Raw genomic sequence first — 16,690 nt, forward strand, 5'->3', positions numbered from 1 at the left:
GGTGGGAGCGGTCATCGGGCGAGTCCTCGTGAGCGGTTCATGAGCTCCGGTGGGTCAACCACTGGTTGGCCGGGAGGGTGCTTGCCCTTGCTTCTGCGGCAGTGGGGGTGTGGCCTTCGGCGATGAGCCAGAGCGCGGCGCAGGCGGGGTCGATCCAGGCGGCGCCGAGGGTGGGCCAGGCCCAATCGACGAGCCAGGCGCGGCCGTCGCTGATGAGGATGTTGTTGGGGTTGAGGTCGGTGTGCAGGAGGTGGTCGCCGGCGAGCAGAGCCAGGTCGGTGTCGTCGGCCAGGCCGCTCCAGCGATGCTCGATCCGGGGCAGCGGCAGGTCCGGTGGCTCGAACTCGCCGAGCCGGGCGAGGGTGCACGCCACGACGGCGAGATCGTGGGAACCGGGGGAGAGGTCGGCAACGCGGCCGGGAAGATAGTCGAACCCGAGCAGGTCCCAGCCGGCGACGTCCAGGTGCCAGCGCAGCGGCGGCGCGATCCCGCCGAGGTACGAGGCGATTGCGGCTTCGCGGTGCTGCCCGCGGACACGGGGATGGTCGCTGGGCATTCCCTTCACGAACACGGCCGTGTCGGTGGTGTGCAGCACGGCGGCGAAGGTGGAGTTCAACCCGCTGGCCACTGGCTCGACGCGGCGGATTTCGCCGACTTCGGCTTCGACCGCGGCGCGAACCGCTGGCGGGAGAGGGAGGCGGTCGCGGGTGCCCATGGATGCCGCTGTGGTGCCGGGCTGGTTCATGCGGCCACCGCGCAGGTGAAGCCGAGGGTGGTCAGCCCTTCGGAGCAGAACAGCGATTCCGACGGCCCTCCGGCGGTGGCCTGCAGCAGCTGGTAGCGCGCGCCGTGCCGGGCGCCCCACGCCATCGTGGCCCGCCACAGGGCACGGCCGTGCCCGTGGCCGCGGCGCTCGGGGAGCGACTCCGAAGTATTGCGGCAGCAGGACCGGGGTCCCGTCACGATCGCCGTCCACTGCGACGAGGCCGGACAGGTCCACAGAAGACCGGCCCGGTCTCGTCATCGGCAAAGCTGCATCGCCCGTGTTCAGGGCTCTTTCTTGCACATGCGGTCGAGGCACTCCCGGATGCCGTCCATGTCGATGCCTCGCGCCCGCATCGCCTCGTCGAACTTCGAGCCGAAGTTCTTCTTGTCGGTGAGGCAGCTCAGGAGTCGCACAGGTCCGGGCCCTCCGTGGAGGTGGTGCCGGTCGGCGGCTGGAGTTCATGGAAAACAGCCGCGTTGGCGATCTACTGCTTAGCTGGTTTCCACTTGGGCGGGGCGCGTCGGCGTTTGCCACTCTTGCAAATTTTGTTGGCCCTCCGTCCGCGCGTGCCGATCATGGTGGTCATGGAGCAGAAATTCGATGTCGCGGTGCTCGGCGGCGGCGCGGCGGGGTTGAGTGGCGCGGTGAGCTTGGGCCGGTCCGGGCGTTCGGTGATCGTGCTCGACGCCGGGTCGCCGCGCAACGCGCCCGCCGTCCACGGCATGCACGGGTTCCTGACCCGTGACGGGATCAGCCCTCTCGAACTCGTCGAGATCGGGCGGGCCGAGGTCGAACGCTTCGGGGGGCTCATATTGACGGCGACGGCGGTCACAGCTCGCCGGGTCGACGATGGGTTCGAGGTGCGCCTCGACGACGGCGATACCGTCACTGCGCGGCGGTTGCTGATCACCACCGGCCTGACCGATGAGCTGCCCGACATCCCGGGGGTGGCCGAGCGTTGGGGCCGCGACGTCGTGCACTGCCCGCACTGCCATGGCTGGGAGCTGCGCAACCGACCCGTCGGAGTGGTCGCTACCCACCTCGATTGGGCGATGCGGCAAGCGCTGATGTTCCGGCAGCTGACGTCGGAAGTGACGTTCTTCCAGCACACCGCCTCGGAAGTGACTGAACAGCAGCTGACCCAGCTGAACGCATGGGGCATCGACGTCGTCACAGGGGCAGTGGAGTCGCTCGAGGTGGCCGAGGACCAGGTCACCGGCCTGCGGCTGGTCGATGGGAGGGTCGTGGCCTGCTCGGCCGTGGTCGTCCCGCCGCGCGTGGTGGCCAACTCGAAGGTGCTCACCGACCTCGGCCTGGAGCCGACGCCGCACCCGCAGGGCATCGGCGAGTCGATCGCGGCCGATCCGTCCGGGCTCACAAAGGTACCCGGGGTCTGGGTCGCCGGGAACGTCACCGACCTCAGCGCGCAGGTTATGAGCGCTGCCGCCGCCGGAGCGGCCGCAGGCGCGGCGATCAACGCCGATCTCATCGGCGAAGACACGCGGCTCACCGTCCAGGTGCTGGCGCCCGGCTACTGGCAGGAGCGGTACGGCAAGGCCGATCGGGTGTGGAGCGGCGAGGTCAACCCGCACGTGTCTGCCACCGCGGCCGAGCTCGCGCCGGGAACGGCACTGGACGTCGCCACCGGCGAAGGCGCGGACGCCATCTGGCTCGCCTCGCACGGCTGGAAAGTCACCGCGGTGGACCGAGCGCAGGTCGCGCTGGACCGCGCGGAATCGCACGCCACCGACGCCGGAGTCAACGTCACGTGGCAGCAGGCCGACGTCACCGAGTGGGACCCCGCCCCCGAACAGTTCGACCTGGTGTCGGTGCAGTACCTGCACCTGCCCCGGTCCGCGCGCGACGCCCTGTACCGCAGGCTCGCCGCGGCCGTCCGCCCGGGCGGGACGCTGCTCGTCGTCGGTCACCACCCGGCCGACTTGGAGGTGGCGACCCTGCGGCGCCCGCGCCTGCCCCACCTGATGTTCACGGCGGACGAGATCGCCGCCGTGCTGGAGCCATCGGAATGGGACATCACCAGTTCAGCCATCGAGCGCCCGGCCACGGACCCGGAAGGCGCGCCGATCACGCTGACCGACGCGGTGCTGCGCGCGGTGCGGCATGCCACCGGTCGATCGTGAAACACCCGATGCGGAAGGGAAGGAACCGGCCATGACCAGCAGGGGGACGGTCGAGCGGATCCATACGCTGGTGATCGGAGGCGGTCAGTCGGGACTGGCCACGAGCCATTGGCTGACCGAGGCCGGCATCGACCACCTCGTCGTCGACCGCCGGGACCGGCTCGGCGGGGGCTGGCTGGATCGCTGGGACGAATTCTGCCTGGTGCTGCCGAACTTCACTCTGCTGATGCCGGGAATGCCCTACGACGGCGACGACCTGGACAGCTTCATGGTTCGCGACGACGTGGTGAAGTACCTCTCGACGTACGCGGCGGCCAACAGCGCCCCGGTCCAGCTCGAAACCGGCATCACCCGACTGGCCGCCACCGATGGCGGTTTCCTGGCCCACTCCGGTGACACGACCTTCCAGGCGCGCAACATCGTGCTGGCGACCGGACCGTACCCCAAGCCGGCGATCCCGGCCGCGGCCCGGCAGTTTTCCGGACGGATCCGGCAACTGCACTCGAACGAGTACCGCAGCCCCGGGGAACTGCCCGACGGTGCGGTCCTGGTGGTGGGTGCCGGCCAGTCCGGCGCGCAGATCGCCGAGGAACTGCACCGAGCGGGCCGTGACGTCCATTTGTCGGTGTCGAAGTGCTTTGCCGCTCCACGCCGCTACCGAGGCCGCGACCTCGGCTGGTGGCTGCTCCAAGTGCACCTGCACGGCGCCGAGGTCGGAGTGGAGATGAAGCCACCACCGCCGGCCGGCCGTTTCGCCGGCAATCCGATCCTGTCCGGGCAGGGCGGCGGCCACAGCATCGACCTACGCCGGCTGGCCCCGGAAGGCGTCCGCCTGTACGCCAGGCTGGAGACGGCCGACGGCACAACCGCGCGGTTCGCCGACGACCTTGCCGAGCGGCTGGTGTTCGCCGAAACCCAGTTCGACAAGACGCAACGCCGGTTGTTCGACGCCTACATCGCGGCGGCCGGCATCGACGCCCCGCCCGACGACCGCCCGCCCGCCGATTCCTTCGTGCCGGACATCGTCACAGAGCTCGACCTCGCCGCTGCCGGGATTGGCTCCGTGATCTGGGCGACCGGGTACCGGCTCGATTTCAGCTGGGTGGACCTGCCGATCTTCGACGAATGGGGATACCCGCGGCACGATGAGGGCGTCACGGTCCACCCCGGGCTGTACGCGGTCGGGCTGCCCTGGCTGACTTCCGCGGCCTCGGCGGTATTCGTGGGTGCCGGCGCCGACGCCGCGCACATCGTGGAGCACATCGTGGGCCGCAGCGAGCCCTGACGCCGGTGCGCACTTTCGTGCGCACCCTTCGGGCTTCCCGTGCCGGCGCCCGCTCGCGAAGGTGGTCGACGGGACCGGCCTTCGTGCATTCCCCCTTGTCCCTCCCAGTTAGGTGTGCTGATGACCGCTGAGCAGACTGCCGTCCGGGACGTCCGGGCCGATTTCCCGATCCTCGCGAAGGACCTGGACGGCAAACCGCCCGTGTACCTCGACAACGCCGCGACGACGCAGATGCCGCGTCAGGTGCTCGACGCCATTTGTGACTACTACTGCACGGACAACAGCAATGTCGAACGTGGGGTGCACAAGCTCGGTATGCGGGCGACGGACCGGTTCATGCGGTCACGCGAGCGCGTCCGCGCCTTCCTCAACGCGGCCGCGGCGCCGGAGGTCGTGTTCACCAAGAGCGCGACCGAATCGCTGAACCTCGTCGCTCAGTGCTTCGGCCCCCTGGCCGTCTCGGAGGGCGATGAGGTCCTGATCAGCGGGCTCGAGCACCACTCCAACCTCCTCCCGTGGCGGCAGCTCTGCGTGCGGACCGGGGCCACGCTGAAGGTCGCGGAGGTCGACGAGCACGGCGAGCCGTCCCTGGAATCCTTCCTCGCGAAGATCACCGATCGGACGCGCCTGATCGCCGTGGCCCACGTCTCCAACGTCCAGGGGACCGTCAACCCGGTGCGCGAGATCGTCGCCGAGGCACACCGACACGGCGTTCCCGTGGTCGTGGACGGCGCCCAGGCCATTGCGCACCGGCCCGTGGACGTGCAGGACATCGACGCGGACTTCTACTGCTTCTCCGCGCACAAGATGTACGGTCCGCACGGCACCGGAGTGTTACACGGAAAGGCCGAGCACTTCGAACGAATGGCGCCGCTGCTGCTCGGCGGCGGTATGGCGCCCATCGCCACCTACGAAGACGGCCCGGTCGGCGCCCGCCCGCCGCTGCGGTTCGAGGCGGGATCGCCCAACATCGCCGGCATGGTGGGCACCGCCGCAGCGATGGACTACCTCGACGACCTCGGCCGGGAAGCGGTCGGCGCGCACGATGCCGCGCTGGCCGCGCGCGCTGCCGAGGGACTGCGCGCCCTCGACGGCGTCACCGTGTACGGCGCTCAGAAACCGCTCGGCGGGATCGTCTCCTTCAACGTGGACGGCGTGCACCCGCACGACGTCGGCGGCCACCTCGACACGTTCGGTATCGCGACCCGCACCGGCGTGCACTGTGCCACGCCCTTCATCGACGGTCTCGGCATCGTCGGATCCGTGCGCGCGTCCTTCGGTGTGTACAACACGATCGAAGAGGTGGACCTGCTCATCGAGTCGGTGGCGACCGCGGAGAAGGGGTTCTGGTCGAACGAGCGATTCCTGGCCGGCTGAGGCAGCCCGCGAGCGAAGGTGAGGACGACGACCACGATGAAACCCGAGGCGACCACCCGCGACGAGACGGGGCCGCAGGCGGCAACCGAGCTGGTCACCGCGTTGCTCGGCGACCCGGAGATCCAGGCCGATCCCTATGCCGCGTACCGGCGGATGCACGCCTTCGGCCCGGCGGTCACCGGACCGGGCGGAGAGCTGGTGATCATCGGCTACCGGCTGGCGAACGCTGCGGTCCGGGACGCCCGGCTGACCAAGCAGGTCGGGCAGATGCTGGAGCGCATGGGCTACACCGACTGGCGGAGCCGGCCTTCGTTGCGGTTGTTCTTCACCAGTCTCGGACATCTCAATCCTCCTGAACACACCCGACTTCGCCGGGTCGTGTCCGGCGCGTTCACCGCCCGCCGGGTCGCCGCGTTGCGGCCTGCCGTCGAGCGGATCGTGGCCGACGCGCTGGATCGGCTCTCCGGTGGGTGCTGCTTCGTCGACGAGTTCGCCTACCCGGTGCCGGTGACCGTGATCGGGGAACTGCTCGGCATCCCCCGCGCCGACCGGCCGATGTTCCAGACGCTGGTGCGTGACTGGACCGGTGTCGTGAACGCGCAGGATCCGACAACCGTGGACAAGGCCGACGCAGCGGCGGTCGTCATCCGTGACTACCTCGACGACCTGGCCGCGCAGCGGCGAGCGCGTCCGCTCGACGACCTGATGTCGGCACTGGTCGTCCCGGCCGACGGCGATTCCGGCCTGTCCGCGGAGGAAGTGACGACCATGGCCGGGTTGCTGTGGGCGGCGGGATTCGAGACGACCACGGGCTTGCTTTCCAACGGCCTGGTCGCGTTGCTGGACAACCCGGACCAGGCGGACCGGCTGCGCACGGAGCCCTGGTTGGCCGAATCGGCCGTCGAGGAGCTGGTGCGGTTCGACGCCCCGCTGCAATTCCTGTTCGCCCGTACCGCAGAGGAGGACATGGTGGTGGCCGGGCAGCCGATCGCGGCAGGTCAGCGCACCATGCTGGTCCTGGGCGCGGCCAACCGCGACCCCGGCGTTTTCGACGAGCCGGACCGGCTCCTGCTGGACCGATCCGGCGAGCCACCGATGTCCTTCGGCGGCGGCATGCACTACTGCCTCGGCGCACCGCTGGCCCGGCTGGAGGCCCAGATCGCGTTCCCGGCGCTGCTCCGCGCTTTTCCGAAGCTGAGCACAACGAGTCCGGGTACCCGCCGGCCCGGCTTGGCCCTGCACGGCTACATACGACTGCCGATCTCGACCTGATCCGGCGGCTGGGGGAACGGAGAGAAAGTGACAGACGAATTCGTACCCGTCATCGACATGTCCGGACGCGTCACCGCGGCCGGCCGGAAAAGGATCGCGGGGGCGATCAGCCGTGCTTGCGAGCGCTCCGGGTTCTTCACGATAGTCGGACACGACCTGTCGGAGACGTTGATCCGTCGCATGCACACCACGACGAAGAACTTCTTCACCCAGCCGGACGCGGAGAAAGAGCCGAGCGCGAATCGCGGTGCCGGGGTATCCGGACTTCGGCGTCCCGGCGGTTCGTACGAGGCGTTCGCCGCCCATGTGACCGGCGATCTCAGTGAAGAAGAAAGAGCGGGCCTCGGTGATTACCCGGCGACGTGGAAGGTGGCGAACATCTGGCCGGACGAGCGGTTCAAGGCGACGTGGTACGACTACATCGCGGCGATGACCGACCTGTCCGCCGAGATCATGCGACTGTTCGCGCTGGCACTGGGCGTCGACGAGCACTTCTTCGACGACAAGTTCGATCGGCACGTCTCGCTGCTGTTGGCCAACTACTACTACCCCGGGCCGGGAGACGGCGCGCTGCGCCGGGAGGCGCACACCGACTGGGGGAGCTTGACCGTGCTGTACATCGCTGACGCGCTGGGCGGTCTCCAGGTCCGCCAGGGGGATGACTGGCTTGATGTCCCGGCGATCCCCGGCAGCCTCGTGGTGAATATCGGCGATCTCATGGCCTTCTGGACGGGGGGCCGCTGGGCGTCGACAGTGCACCGGGTGGTCAGCCCCGAGCATTTCGCTCAGCGGGCTGCTGGTGACGGCCACCGACTACGCCCGTAGCGTGGCGGCGGCCGTCAAGGACCGCGCGGACCTTCCTCCGGTCACCAGCGGCCACGAGACCACGGCCGCCGCGGTGCTGTTGAACGTCGAGAACATGCTGCGGATGACCGGGCGCCGGATGGAGGACGAGGTGCTGGGCATCCCCGGCGTCGGTTCGGTGGGCAAGGCGTCCATGCACTTGTTGCTGAAGCACCTGCCGCACCCGCGGAAGCTCATCCTGTGCGACCCGTACGCCGCGACTGGCGACAGTCTGCGCGGCCCGGCGGCCGGGCTCCCCGGCCGGCTCCGCAAGGCCGCCGACGAGGTGGTCAACGTGCTCGGCTACCGGGGCGAAATCGAGGTCATCGGGGGGACGTCCAAGCTGCCGGACGAGTTCTACGAGTCGACTGTGATCAGCGCGGACACGAACGCACCCGACATCGTAGACATCGCCCGGCTGCGGCCCGGCACCATGCTGGTCGACGACTCGATCCCGCCGTGCTACGACCGGGACATCGCGATGGCCCGGATCACGGAGAAGGCCGATCTGCTCTTCGGGCAGGGCGACGTGATCGAGTGCGCCACGCCGATGCAGAAGGTGTTCGGCTGGCCGCCGATGATGTATGAGCTGGCCGGCGAAGAGGGCGTCGAGTGGTTCGCCGCCAACACCCCGGACGCCTTCAGCACCACGCAGATCACCAGCTCGGTACTGTCCAATGTGCTGGTGGCTCAGGACGGCATCTCGCCGGCGACGGGTCCAGCCGAGCCTGGGCGTGCCGCGGGGCACATCGACGTCCTCCGCAAGAACGGTTATGTGGGCGGGCCGCCGCAATGTGACGGAGTGATGATTCCCGAGGAATCGATCGCCCGCTTCGTGGAACAGTTCGGCGCGGTCGGCGTGCGGGCCGCCGGCGCGGAGTCCTGACCGCCGATGCCGGAGCCACGTGACCGGCTCGGCTCGGCTCGCAACCCGGGCTCGACCCGGGTTGCGAGCCGGGACGGCCGTCAGAAATGGATCCAGTACCCGAAGCCGAACCCGGATGCCCGCTTGCGTCTGGTCTGCCTGACCTACTCCGGGGGCCGGGCGTCGGTGTTCAAGGGGCTGGCGGCAGGTCTTCCCGATGACGTCGAGGTGTGCGCCATCGAGTTTCCCGGGCACGGCCGCCGGCTCGGCGAAACGCCGCTGACCCGGCTCGAGCCGCTCGTCGAGCAGGTCACCGACGTCATCGGTGAGTGGGTCCGCCCGCCGTTCGTCCTGCTCGGGTACAGCGTCGGGGCGCTGATCGGCCTGGAGGTCGCGCACGAGCTGGCCCGGCGGGGTCTGCCCGGCCCGGCGGCGCTGTTCGTCGCCGCGGCCAGGGCCCCGCATCGGCGTTCGGCGCGGCCGCCGCTGCACGAGCTGTCCCGGGACGAGCTGATCGCCGGGTTGCACCAGCTTGCCGGAGTGCACAACGACCTGCTGGACAACGAGGAACTCGCCGACGTGATGCTGCCGGTCATCCGCGCGGATCTGGGTCTGGACGAGACCTACCAGGCCCGGCTCGGCCGCCTGCTCGGCTGCCCGATCGCGGCCTTCGGCGGTCGCGAGGACCGGTCCGTGCCGCACGCCGATCTGCTGTCCTGGCGGGAGCACACCACCGGCGGGTTCTCCGCGACCACGCTGCCCGGCGCCCACTTCTTCCTCGACTCGGCCCGGCAGCGGTTCACCGAGGCGGTGGCCGCCGAGATCCGGCGCCTGGACGAGGAAAGGGGAGCGGGCTCGTGAACGCGGCACCGGATGACTGGCTCGATTCCCTGCGCGCAGGCTTGGAAGCGGACATCAAACCGCTCGGCGACCGCCACACCGACGATCGCATCCCGCTCGACATGCTGCCGCAGCTCGTGAAAATGTTGCGCGGGCACGGTTATCCGGCGGACGACGACGCGCCGGACGAGGTCGCCGGCGCCCTGGCGAGCGAGGAACTCGCCAGGGTCTTCCCCTCGCTCGAAGGCTGTCTGATGGTCTCCCACGCCTGCGCCCGCTACATCGCCGCGGTCGGAACGCCGGAGCTGTGCGATCGGGCGGTATCCGGCCTGCTCGGCGGTACGAAGATCGGCTGTCTCGCCTCGACCGAGCCGGACCACGGGTCGAACAACGCGGCCATGGAGACCCGGGCGGTCCCGGACGGCGACGAGTACGTCATCAACGGGCGCAAGCGCTGGATTTCGAATGCCGATCCGTCCGACTACGCGGTGGTGCTGTGCCGGGTCGCCGCGGAGAACGAGCCGGAGGAGATCAGGCCGATCATCGTCGAACGCGAGCGGTCGCCCTACCGGACCGCCGATCTGCCCAAGCTCGGACTGACGGCGTTCGTGACCTCCGAGATGGTTTTCGAGGACTGCCGGGTGCCACGGGAGAACTGCGTCGGCCGGGAGGGCCCGCTGCGGAACCTGCAACTCGTCTTCCGGACGTTGCAGTGGGCCCGCTGCCGCATGGCGGTGGTGTCCCTCGGCATCGCCCGGGCGGCACTGGAAGCATCGGTCGCCTACGCCAGGAAGCGGCAGCAGTTCGGCCGGCGGATCGGGGAGTTCCAGCTCATCCAGGACAAGATCTACACCATGGCCGCCGAGATCGACGCCTCACGGCTGCTCATCCACCGCGCACTGACTTCGATCCAGGAGAACCGGCGTTCGGACCGGGAAGCCTCGATGGCCAAGGCGTACGCGACCGAGATGGCGGTGAGGGTGGCGTCGGACGCTATCCAGATCCACGGCGCCAACGGCCTGTCCCCGGACTACCCGCTCGAGCGCTACTTCCGGGACGCCAGAGCGCTGACCATCGCCGAAGGAACAACCGAAATCCACAAGCTCGTGGTGGCCCGGTCCGTCCTGGGGCTGTCCGCGTTCCGATGAAGGGGCACGCCATGCAAGCACCGTCCGGAGGGATTCGGCGCACCGAGTTCCTGGCCGAAGAAGAGGCGTTGCGGGACAGTGTCCGCAAGTGGGCGCAGGAGAAACTCCGGCCGCGGGTAGCGGAGATGGACCGTGAAGCCCGCATGCCGCGGGACCTGATCGACGAGCTGTTCGCGCTCGGGTTGATGGGCATCCAGATTCCGGATCGCTACGACGGTGGCGGTGGCTCGATCTTCCTGAGCGCGCTGGCCATCGCCGAGCTCGCCCGGGTCGACCCGGCGGTGGCGGTCTGTGTGGACGTCCAGAACGTCCTGGTCAACACCGCGCTCATCCGCTGGGGCAGCCCGGCGCAGCAGGAAGAGTACCTGCCCCGGCTGGCACGTGACGTCGTCGGTGCCTACGCGCTGACCGAAGCCGAAACAGGCAGCGACGCGTTCGCGATGCGCGCGAGGGCGCGGCGGGCGGGAAGCGACTACGTGCTCGATGGCCGGAAGGTCTGGACCACCAATGCCCGTGAGGCGGGGGTGTTCCTGGTGTTCGCCAACGCCGCGCCCGAGCACGGCGTGTACGGCGTCACGGCCTTCCTGGTCCCGCGGGACACGCCCGGGGTGGTTGTCGGACCGAACGAGGACAAGCTCGGGATCCGGGCCAGTTCCACCTGCGGGGTGCAGTTCGACAGCGTGCGTATCCCGTTGGGCCGGCGGCTCGGCGAAGAGGGCGAGGGCTACGACATCGCCGTCGACACGCTCAACATCGGCCGTATCGGCATCGGCGCGCAGATGGTCGGGCTGGCCACGGGAGCGCTCGAGGCGGCGGTCGGCTACGCCGGCCGGCGCCGCCAGTTCGGGCAGCCCATCGCCGGCTTCCAGGGTGTGCAGCTGCCGCTCGCCCGAATGGCCACGGAAATCGAGGCGGCGCGCCTGCTCGTGGACGACGCGGCACGCATCGCCGACGACGGGGGCTACGGTTCCGAGCTGCTGTCGCGCTGCGCGATGGCGAAGTACTTCGCTTCCCAAGTGGCCGAGCGGGCGGCGTCGCAAGCGGTCCAGACCTTCGGCGGCAACGGGTTGAGCAGTGCCTACCCCGTGGAAAAGTTCTACCGGGACGCGATGATCGGCCAGATCTACGAGGGCACGTCGAACATTCTGCTGCGCACCATCGCGAGCCGGATGCTCGACACCGGGAATTCCCGGGCGAGAGAGGGACACCGGCAATGAGCGTCCTCCCCGAGACTGCGTGGACCGCTCACGCCGGCGGGCTTCCCGCGGCGGTTCGGCAGCGCGCCGAAACGCATCCTGAGCGGACGGCGATGACGTTCGTCGACTACTCGGCCGAGCCGCGGGGCCGGCCCAGGGACCTGACCTACGGCGAACTCGACGCACGGGTGCGGGCCGTCGGTGCGCAGCTGCTGTCTGCCACCCGCCCCGGCAGCCGGGCCGCGATCCTCTGCCCGACGGGCGTGGACTTCGTCGTCGGGTTCGTCGCCTGCCTCGCCACCGGAGTGATCGCGGTGCCGCTGACCACGCCGATCTCCTACCGCCACTACGACCGGGTGATACCGGCGATGGACGACTGCGGGTGCGAGGTGGCGATCGCGCCCCGGGCGGTCCGCGACACGGTGGCCGGGCTCCCACTGGCCGCACCGGTGCAGATCATCTGCCCCGACGACGCGGAGCCGGCCCAGGCCGACCCGTGGCAACCGGTGCCTCCCGACCCCGAGGCGACGGCCTACCTCCAGTACACCTCCGGTTCGACGAGGCGTCCCGCCGGGGTGTGCGTGACCCACCGGAACATGGCTGCTGCGGCGGCTCAACTCGTGACCACCCTGCGCTTCGACGAGCGCTCCACGACGGTGAGCTGGAGCCCGTTCTTCCACGACATGGGCCTCGTGTTCGCCGTCATCCTGCCGCTTTCCCGTGGGTTTCCGGTGGTCCACATGACACCCCTGGCGTTCGTGCGCGAGCCCGGTCGCTGGCTTCGGCTGTTGAGCGACTACGAGGCCACGCACATGCTGTGCCCCAACTTCGGGTTCGACATGTGCGTGGAGCGGGTTCCCGAACAGGAGCGTGCCGGGCTGGATCTGTCCCGGCTGATCTACGCCGGCAACGGCGCCGAGCCGGTGCGGGCACGTTCGCTGGCCCGCTTCACCAAGGCGTTCGCGCAGTGCGGTTTCCGTGCCGTTGCCCACACTCCGGTCTACGGCTTGGCGGAAGCCACGCTCATCGTCACCGCCGTTCCGGTGGACGAAGAACCCCCGATCCGCTCGTTCGACCGGAACGAACTCGCCGCGGGCCGCGTCCGGCGGATCGAGGGCGGTGACCCCCGAGGAGTCAGCCTGGTGGGCTGTGGGCCGCCCATGGACCAAGAGGTGCGGATCGTGGAGCCGGAGACCGGGCTGCGCGCGGGGCCCGAGGAGGCCGGAGAGATCTGGGTGCGTGGCGAGAATGTCTGCGCGGGCTACTGGGCCCGGGACGAGCCCGGGGATGTCTTCGACGTGGTTCTCGACGGTGCGAGAGGCTGGTTGCGTACCGGGGACCTCGGGTTCTTGCACGAAGGTTCACTGTTCGTCACGGGGCGGCTCAAGGACCTCATCGTCGTCGACGGCCGCAACCACCACCCGACCGACATCGAATTGACGATCGAGGAAGAGGTTCCGGAGGTTCGGCCCGGCAACGTCGTCGCGTTTTCGGTTGACACCGGCGAAGAAGAACAGGTCGTGATCGTCGCGGAGACACGACCGGACGCGGATCTCGGCCAGCTGAGATCCGCGGTGCGGCGGGCGGTCGCGGTGCGCCACGACATCTACGTCCACGACGTCGTCTTCATGAGACGCGGCACGATGCCGAAGACGTCGAGCGGCAAGTTGCAGCGCCGCACCTGCCGCGACCGGTACCAGCGCGGCACCTTGATCGCCGCCGATGACCAGAGAGGGAGGACGACGAGGTGAACGAAGACCTCAAGCGCATTCTCGTGGATGACCTGAAACTCGACGAGTCGGCGTTGCGTCCCGAAACCAGCTTGGAGGACGCCGGCCTCGACTCGCTCACGATAGTGGAGCTGTCCGTGAACCTGTCCGAGCGGCTCGGTCTGGAGATCAGCGAGGAGGACCTCCAGGCTGCCGGCGACGTGGGCGGGATTGAGTACTTGGTCGAGCAACGGCGGGCCGCCGGCCGACCATGATCAATCTTGTCATCTCCAGGTTGACAAGATTCAACTTGTCAACCTAAGGTTGCATCATGGATGAACCGGTGACCATCGACGATCTGGTCGGTCGTGTGAAACGGATGCACGCGGACGACGATCCGCTCGTCCACCTCGCCGATGCGATAGCCGTGTCCGAGCGGATCGGCGACGTCGCCGACCAGCTCGTCGGGTACTTCGTGGAGGCAGCACGGACGGCGGGCGTGACTTGGGCCGATATCGGTAAGACGATGGGGGTCAGCAGGCAGGCGGTCCAGAAGCGGTTCGTGCCGAAGACCGCGCCCATGGTCACGCTCGACGCTGCGACCTTCGCCGGGTTCACGCCCCGGGCGCGGGCGATCATCGTCGCCGCGGAGGAGGAAGCCCGGACGGCCGGGCACGACTACCTCGGCACCGAGCACCTCGTCCTTGGTCTGCTGGCCCAGCCCGAGGGATTGGCGGCGAAGTTCCTGTCCGAGAAGACGACGCCGGAACAGTTGCGCACGGCGATGGTGCAGGTCTTCGGCCCGCGAGTCGGCGAGGTGCCCGAGCAGCTCCCCTACACCCCGCGCGGTAAGCGGGCCATCGAGTTGAGCGTGCAGGAGGCACAGCGCCTCGGTCACGATTACGTGGGTACGGAACACATTCTGCTCGGTGTGCTGGTCGAAAGGTTCGGAGTCGGCGCACAGGTTCTTCGCGAACTGGGTGTCGAGCAGCGCGACGTGGAGGAATGGCTCGCCGCCCGGTGAGGGCTGCCTCGCGCGTCGAAATCAGGGCGCCGCCTCGACGGGGTCGAAGCGGTGCCACTGAGATTCGAGTCAGGAGCTCACCATGCCCGACCCTCGAGATCTGGTGCGTGACGCGGTCGAACCGCGGAACCCCCCGGCTGCGCGCCGGTGGAAAGCGCTTGCGGCGATTTGCCTGGCGCAGTTCATGTTGATGCTGGATTCCACCGTCATCAATGTCGCCCTCCCTGCCATCCAGACCGACCTGGGACTGAGCCGGCCGCAACTGACCTGGGCGGTCAGCAGTTACGTGCTCTTCCTCGGCGGTCTGCTGCTGCTCGGTGGCCGGCTCGCCGACACCTTCGGTGCCCGGGCCATGCTCCTGACCGGCTTGGCGCTCTTCACCCTCGCCTCTCTTACCAGCGCCCTGGCGCAGAACGGGACCATGCTGATCGGGGGACGCGTCTGCCAGGGCATCGGCGCCGCGCTGATGTCGCCGGCCGCGCTCCGGACCGTCACCGGGATGTTCCAGGGCGCCGACCGCAACAAGGCACTCGGCGTGTGGTCCTCCCTGGGCGGGATCGGGTTCACGGTGGGGCTCCTGGCCGGCGGGCTGCTCACCAACGGCCCGGGCTGGCGCTGGGTGTTCTTCATCAACATTCCCATCGGTGTCGGCCTGCTGGCTGCCATCCTGGCCCTGGTGCCGGAGCGCCGGATCGCCGACGCGCCCCACACCGTCGACGTGGTGGGCGCGGTGACGGTCACCGCCGCCACCGGCTCGCTCATCTTCGGCGCGATCAACGCCGGCAACCACGGCTGGGCGAATCCCGGCACGCTGGTGCCGATCGCCGCCGCCGTCGTCCTGTACGGGGTGTTCACCGTCGTCGAACGCCTCGTGCGGAACCCGTTGATGCGGCCGGGGATGCTGGCGCAGCGCCCGGTCGCGACCGGAGCGTTCCTGATGCTCACCGCGGCCGGGGTGACCGGCGGGGACATGTTCATCACGTCGCAGTACCTCCAGCACCTGCGGGGGTACAGCCCGCTGGCCACCGGTCTGTTCTTCCTCCCCGCGGCGGTGGCCGCCGTGGCCGGCGCCACCGCGGGCGGGCGCCTGGTAGGGGTCGTCGGCACCCGTGTGGTCGCCTTCACCGGCCTTGCCCTGGTCACCATCGGCAACTGGCTGCTCAGCGCGATGTCGCCCGGCGGCAACGTCTACATCCAGGCGCTTCCCGGCGCCGTGCTGTTCGCGCTGGGCGCCACGGGAGTGTTCGTCTCGGCGACGACCGTGGCCCTGGCCGGTGTGGCGCAGCAGGAGGCCGGGCTGGTGTCGGCGGTCGTCTACACCTTCAACCCGTCCGGTGCGGCGATTTTCGTCGGGCTGGGCTCTACCGTGGCCGCCGCCGGACTGACCAGCACACCCTCCTTCGCCGGATTCACCAGTGCCTACACGGTGTTCGCCGTCATCGCCGCGGTCGCCGCGGTGGCTGCAGTGGTCCTGGCCGCCGGGAAAACCCGCACAGCAGGCGCGCCTGCCGGTCCCCAGTCGGCCCGGCGATGAGATGACGGCCGAAGAGGGGCGTTCAGCAGCCGCCGGCGGGCTTCCGTCCCGCCGGACGGCGCTGGATCCGCGAAAGCCCGCGCTGCAGCCGCCACGTGAAGACGCTCACGTCGACCCCGGCCGCGACGAGTTCGGCCTCCGGGTAGTGCGGCAGCTGGTCGAGGCGCATGGTCCAGCCGAGGTCGGAACACAGGCAGGAATAACGTTCCGAGACAAGGCGGTACTCCGGCGGCGTTCCCCCCTCCGGAGAAAGCGAGAAGACATAAGCGTCGGGGAGTTGCTCGACGTCGAGGATGGCGGCCTGTGCGGCGCAGTGGGCCGAGTAGGCGTGCAGCAGCGTACTCGTGTGTTCGCCGACCACAACACGACGCTGGCCGACGGTGAGCTCACGGGTTTCGGGCATGACGTCCCGCCAGCGCAGCCGGGACAGCTCGTCGTGCCGGACGTCGACGGTCAACCCGAGCCAGATGAACAGACCCCAACCGGGATCGTTGGACGCTTCCGTGACGATCTTCGCGGCCTGTTCCAAGGTGGGGGCCGACGAACCCGGTGCCGGTCGGTTGGAGGTGGGCATGAAGGCAGTTTAGGCAGAGATTCGCAGCGGGTGCAGCTCCCTAAGAGTGGCGCGGAGCGCGCCATGGTGCGCGCTTTGGTGCGGTACATCGTCCACACCCGGTGGGCTTGCCCGTA

The 16,690-nt window shown here is 69.3% G+C and carries 17 protein-coding genes; 13 read left to right on the forward strand and 4 right to left on the reverse strand.

The window, feature by feature from the left end; translation table 11 throughout:
* Positions 1-37: 37 nt before the first annotated feature.
* From AB0M93_RS13685 to AB0M93_RS13695, 3 genes are all read right to left on the reverse strand, one after another.
* Positions 38-745 (reverse strand): hypothetical protein, encoded by a 708-nt coding sequence (locus AB0M93_RS13685; protein WP_364272456.1) that lies wholly within the window; start codon positions 743-745, stop codon positions 38-40.
* Positions 742-963 carry a GNAT family N-acetyltransferase gene (locus AB0M93_RS13690; RefSeq protein WP_364272459.1) on the reverse strand — a complete coding sequence of 74 codons (222 nt, stop codon included), beginning with the start codon at positions 961-963 and terminating at the stop codon, positions 742-744. The genes AB0M93_RS13685 and AB0M93_RS13690 overlap by 4 nt, the downstream gene beginning before the upstream one ends.
* A gap of 84 nt (positions 964-1,047) precedes the next feature.
* Positions 1,048-1,179, reverse strand: a complete 132-nt coding sequence (locus tag AB0M93_RS13695) for a hypothetical protein (protein WP_364272462.1) — start codon at positions 1,177-1,179, stop codon at positions 1,048-1,050.
* Positions 1,180-1,194: 15 nt separating this feature from the next.
* Between AB0M93_RS13695 and AB0M93_RS13700 the strand changes: the two genes are divergently transcribed.
* The 13 genes from AB0M93_RS13700 (at position 1,195) to AB0M93_RS13760 (ending at position 16,000) form a co-directional block, all read left to right on the forward strand.
* Positions 1,195-2,907: a bifunctional NAD(P)/FAD-dependent oxidoreductase/class I SAM-dependent methyltransferase gene (locus AB0M93_RS13700; RefSeq protein ID WP_364272465.1), complete on the forward strand. Its 1,713-nt coding sequence runs from the start codon at positions 1,195-1,197 to the stop codon at positions 2,905-2,907.
* A 31-nt stretch (positions 2,908-2,938) separates the two neighbouring features.
* Positions 2,939-4,192: an NAD(P)/FAD-dependent oxidoreductase gene (locus tag AB0M93_RS13705; RefSeq protein WP_364272468.1), complete on the forward strand. Its 1,254-nt coding sequence runs from the start codon at positions 2,939-2,941 to the stop codon at positions 4,190-4,192.
* A gap of 120 nt (positions 4,193-4,312) precedes the next feature.
* Positions 4,313-5,569, forward strand: coding sequence for a cysteine desulfurase (locus AB0M93_RS13710; RefSeq protein ID WP_364272471.1), 1,257 nt, complete (start codon positions 4,313-4,315; stop codon positions 5,567-5,569).
* A gap of 18 nt (positions 5,570-5,587) precedes the next feature.
* Positions 5,588-6,841 carry a cytochrome P450 gene (locus tag AB0M93_RS13715; RefSeq protein ID WP_364272474.1) on the forward strand — a complete coding sequence of 418 codons (1,254 nt, stop codon included), beginning with the start codon at positions 5,588-5,590 and terminating at the stop codon, positions 6,839-6,841.
* A 27-nt stretch (positions 6,842-6,868) separates the two neighbouring features.
* Positions 6,869-7,666, forward strand: a complete 798-nt coding sequence (locus AB0M93_RS13720) for a 2OG-Fe(II) oxygenase family protein (protein WP_364272477.1) — start codon at positions 6,869-6,871, stop codon at positions 7,664-7,666.
* The gene (locus AB0M93_RS13725) at positions 7,641-8,570 is read left to right on the forward strand and encodes a hypothetical protein (protein WP_364272480.1); all 930 of its coding nucleotides are present in this window, start codon (positions 7,641-7,643) and stop codon (positions 8,568-8,570) included. The genes AB0M93_RS13720 and AB0M93_RS13725 overlap by 26 nt, the downstream gene beginning before the upstream one ends.
* A gap of 6 nt (positions 8,571-8,576) precedes the next feature.
* Positions 8,577-9,410, forward strand: coding sequence for an alpha/beta fold hydrolase (locus AB0M93_RS13730; RefSeq protein ID WP_364272483.1), 834 nt, complete (start codon positions 8,577-8,579; stop codon positions 9,408-9,410).
* A complete protein-coding gene (locus AB0M93_RS13735) occupies positions 9,407-10,537 on the forward strand; it encodes an acyl-CoA dehydrogenase (protein ID WP_364272486.1) in 1,131 nt (376 codons plus the stop codon). The genes AB0M93_RS13730 and AB0M93_RS13735 overlap by 4 nt, the downstream gene beginning before the upstream one ends.
* Entirely contained in the window at positions 10,534-11,754 is a 1,221-nt protein-coding gene (locus AB0M93_RS13740) for an acyl-CoA dehydrogenase family protein (RefSeq protein WP_364272489.1), read from the forward strand. The genes AB0M93_RS13735 and AB0M93_RS13740 overlap by 4 nt, the downstream gene beginning before the upstream one ends.
* A complete protein-coding gene (locus AB0M93_RS13745; RefSeq protein ID WP_364272492.1) occupies positions 11,751-13,484 on the forward strand; it encodes a fatty acyl-AMP ligase in 1,734 nt (577 codons plus the stop codon). The genes AB0M93_RS13740 and AB0M93_RS13745 overlap by 4 nt, the downstream gene beginning before the upstream one ends.
* Entirely contained in the window at positions 13,481-13,717 is a 237-nt protein-coding gene (locus tag AB0M93_RS13750; RefSeq protein ID WP_364272495.1) for an acyl carrier protein, read from the forward strand. The genes AB0M93_RS13745 and AB0M93_RS13750 overlap by 4 nt, the downstream gene beginning before the upstream one ends.
* 56 nt (positions 13,718-13,773) lie before the next feature.
* Positions 13,774-14,466: a Clp protease N-terminal domain-containing protein gene (locus tag AB0M93_RS13755; protein WP_364272498.1), complete on the forward strand. Its 693-nt coding sequence runs from the start codon at positions 13,774-13,776 to the stop codon at positions 14,464-14,466.
* Between the two features lie 82 nt (positions 14,467-14,548).
* On the forward strand, positions 14,549-16,000 hold the full coding sequence (locus tag AB0M93_RS13760) for an MFS transporter (protein ID WP_364272501.1): 1,452 nt from the start codon (positions 14,549-14,551) through the stop codon (positions 15,998-16,000).
* Between the two features lie 22 nt (positions 16,001-16,022).
* Here AB0M93_RS13760 and AB0M93_RS13765 read toward each other — a convergent pair whose 3' ends face one another.
* A complete protein-coding gene (locus AB0M93_RS13765) occupies positions 16,023-16,574 on the reverse strand; it encodes a hypothetical protein (RefSeq protein ID WP_364272504.1) in 552 nt (183 codons plus the stop codon).
* Positions 16,575-16,690 lie beyond the last annotated feature (116 nt).

Source organism: Amycolatopsis sp. NPDC051102, assembly GCF_040682815.1.
In the GTDB taxonomy this organism is placed as follows: domain Bacteria; phylum Actinomycetota; class Actinomycetes; order Mycobacteriales; family Pseudonocardiaceae; genus Amycolatopsis.

What these genes read in the sequence shown, in the direction of transcription:
- AB0M93_RS13685 (WP_364272456.1), bottom strand. Translation starts at nt 745, where the DNA reads ATGAACCAGCCCGGCACCACAGCGGCATCCATGGGCACCCGCGACCGC.
- AB0M93_RS13705 (WP_364272468.1), top strand. Translation starts at nt 2,939, where the DNA reads ATGACCAGCAGGGGGACGGTCGAGCGGATCCATACGCTGGTGATCGGA.
- AB0M93_RS13710 (WP_364272471.1), top strand. Translation starts at nt 4,313, where the DNA reads ATGACCGCTGAGCAGACTGCCGTCCGGGACGTCCGGGCCGATTTCCCG.
- AB0M93_RS13730 (WP_364272483.1), top strand. Translation starts at nt 8,577, where the DNA reads ATGCCGGAGCCACGTGACCGGCTCGGCTCGGCTCGCAACCCGGGCTCG.
- AB0M93_RS13740 (WP_364272489.1), top strand. Translation starts at nt 10,534, where the DNA reads ATGAAGGGGCACGCCATGCAAGCACCGTCCGGAGGGATTCGGCGCACC.
- AB0M93_RS13745 (WP_364272492.1), top strand. Translation starts at nt 11,751, where the DNA reads ATGAGCGTCCTCCCCGAGACTGCGTGGACCGCTCACGCCGGCGGGCTT.
- AB0M93_RS13755 (WP_364272498.1), top strand. Translation starts at nt 13,774, where the DNA reads ATGGATGAACCGGTGACCATCGACGATCTGGTCGGTCGTGTGAAACGG.
- AB0M93_RS13760 (WP_364272501.1), top strand. Translation starts at nt 14,549, where the DNA reads ATGCCCGACCCTCGAGATCTGGTGCGTGACGCGGTCGAACCGCGGAAC.
- AB0M93_RS13765 (WP_364272504.1), bottom strand. Translation starts at nt 16,574, where the DNA reads ATGCCCACCTCCAACCGACCGGCACCGGGTTCGTCGGCCCCCACCTTG.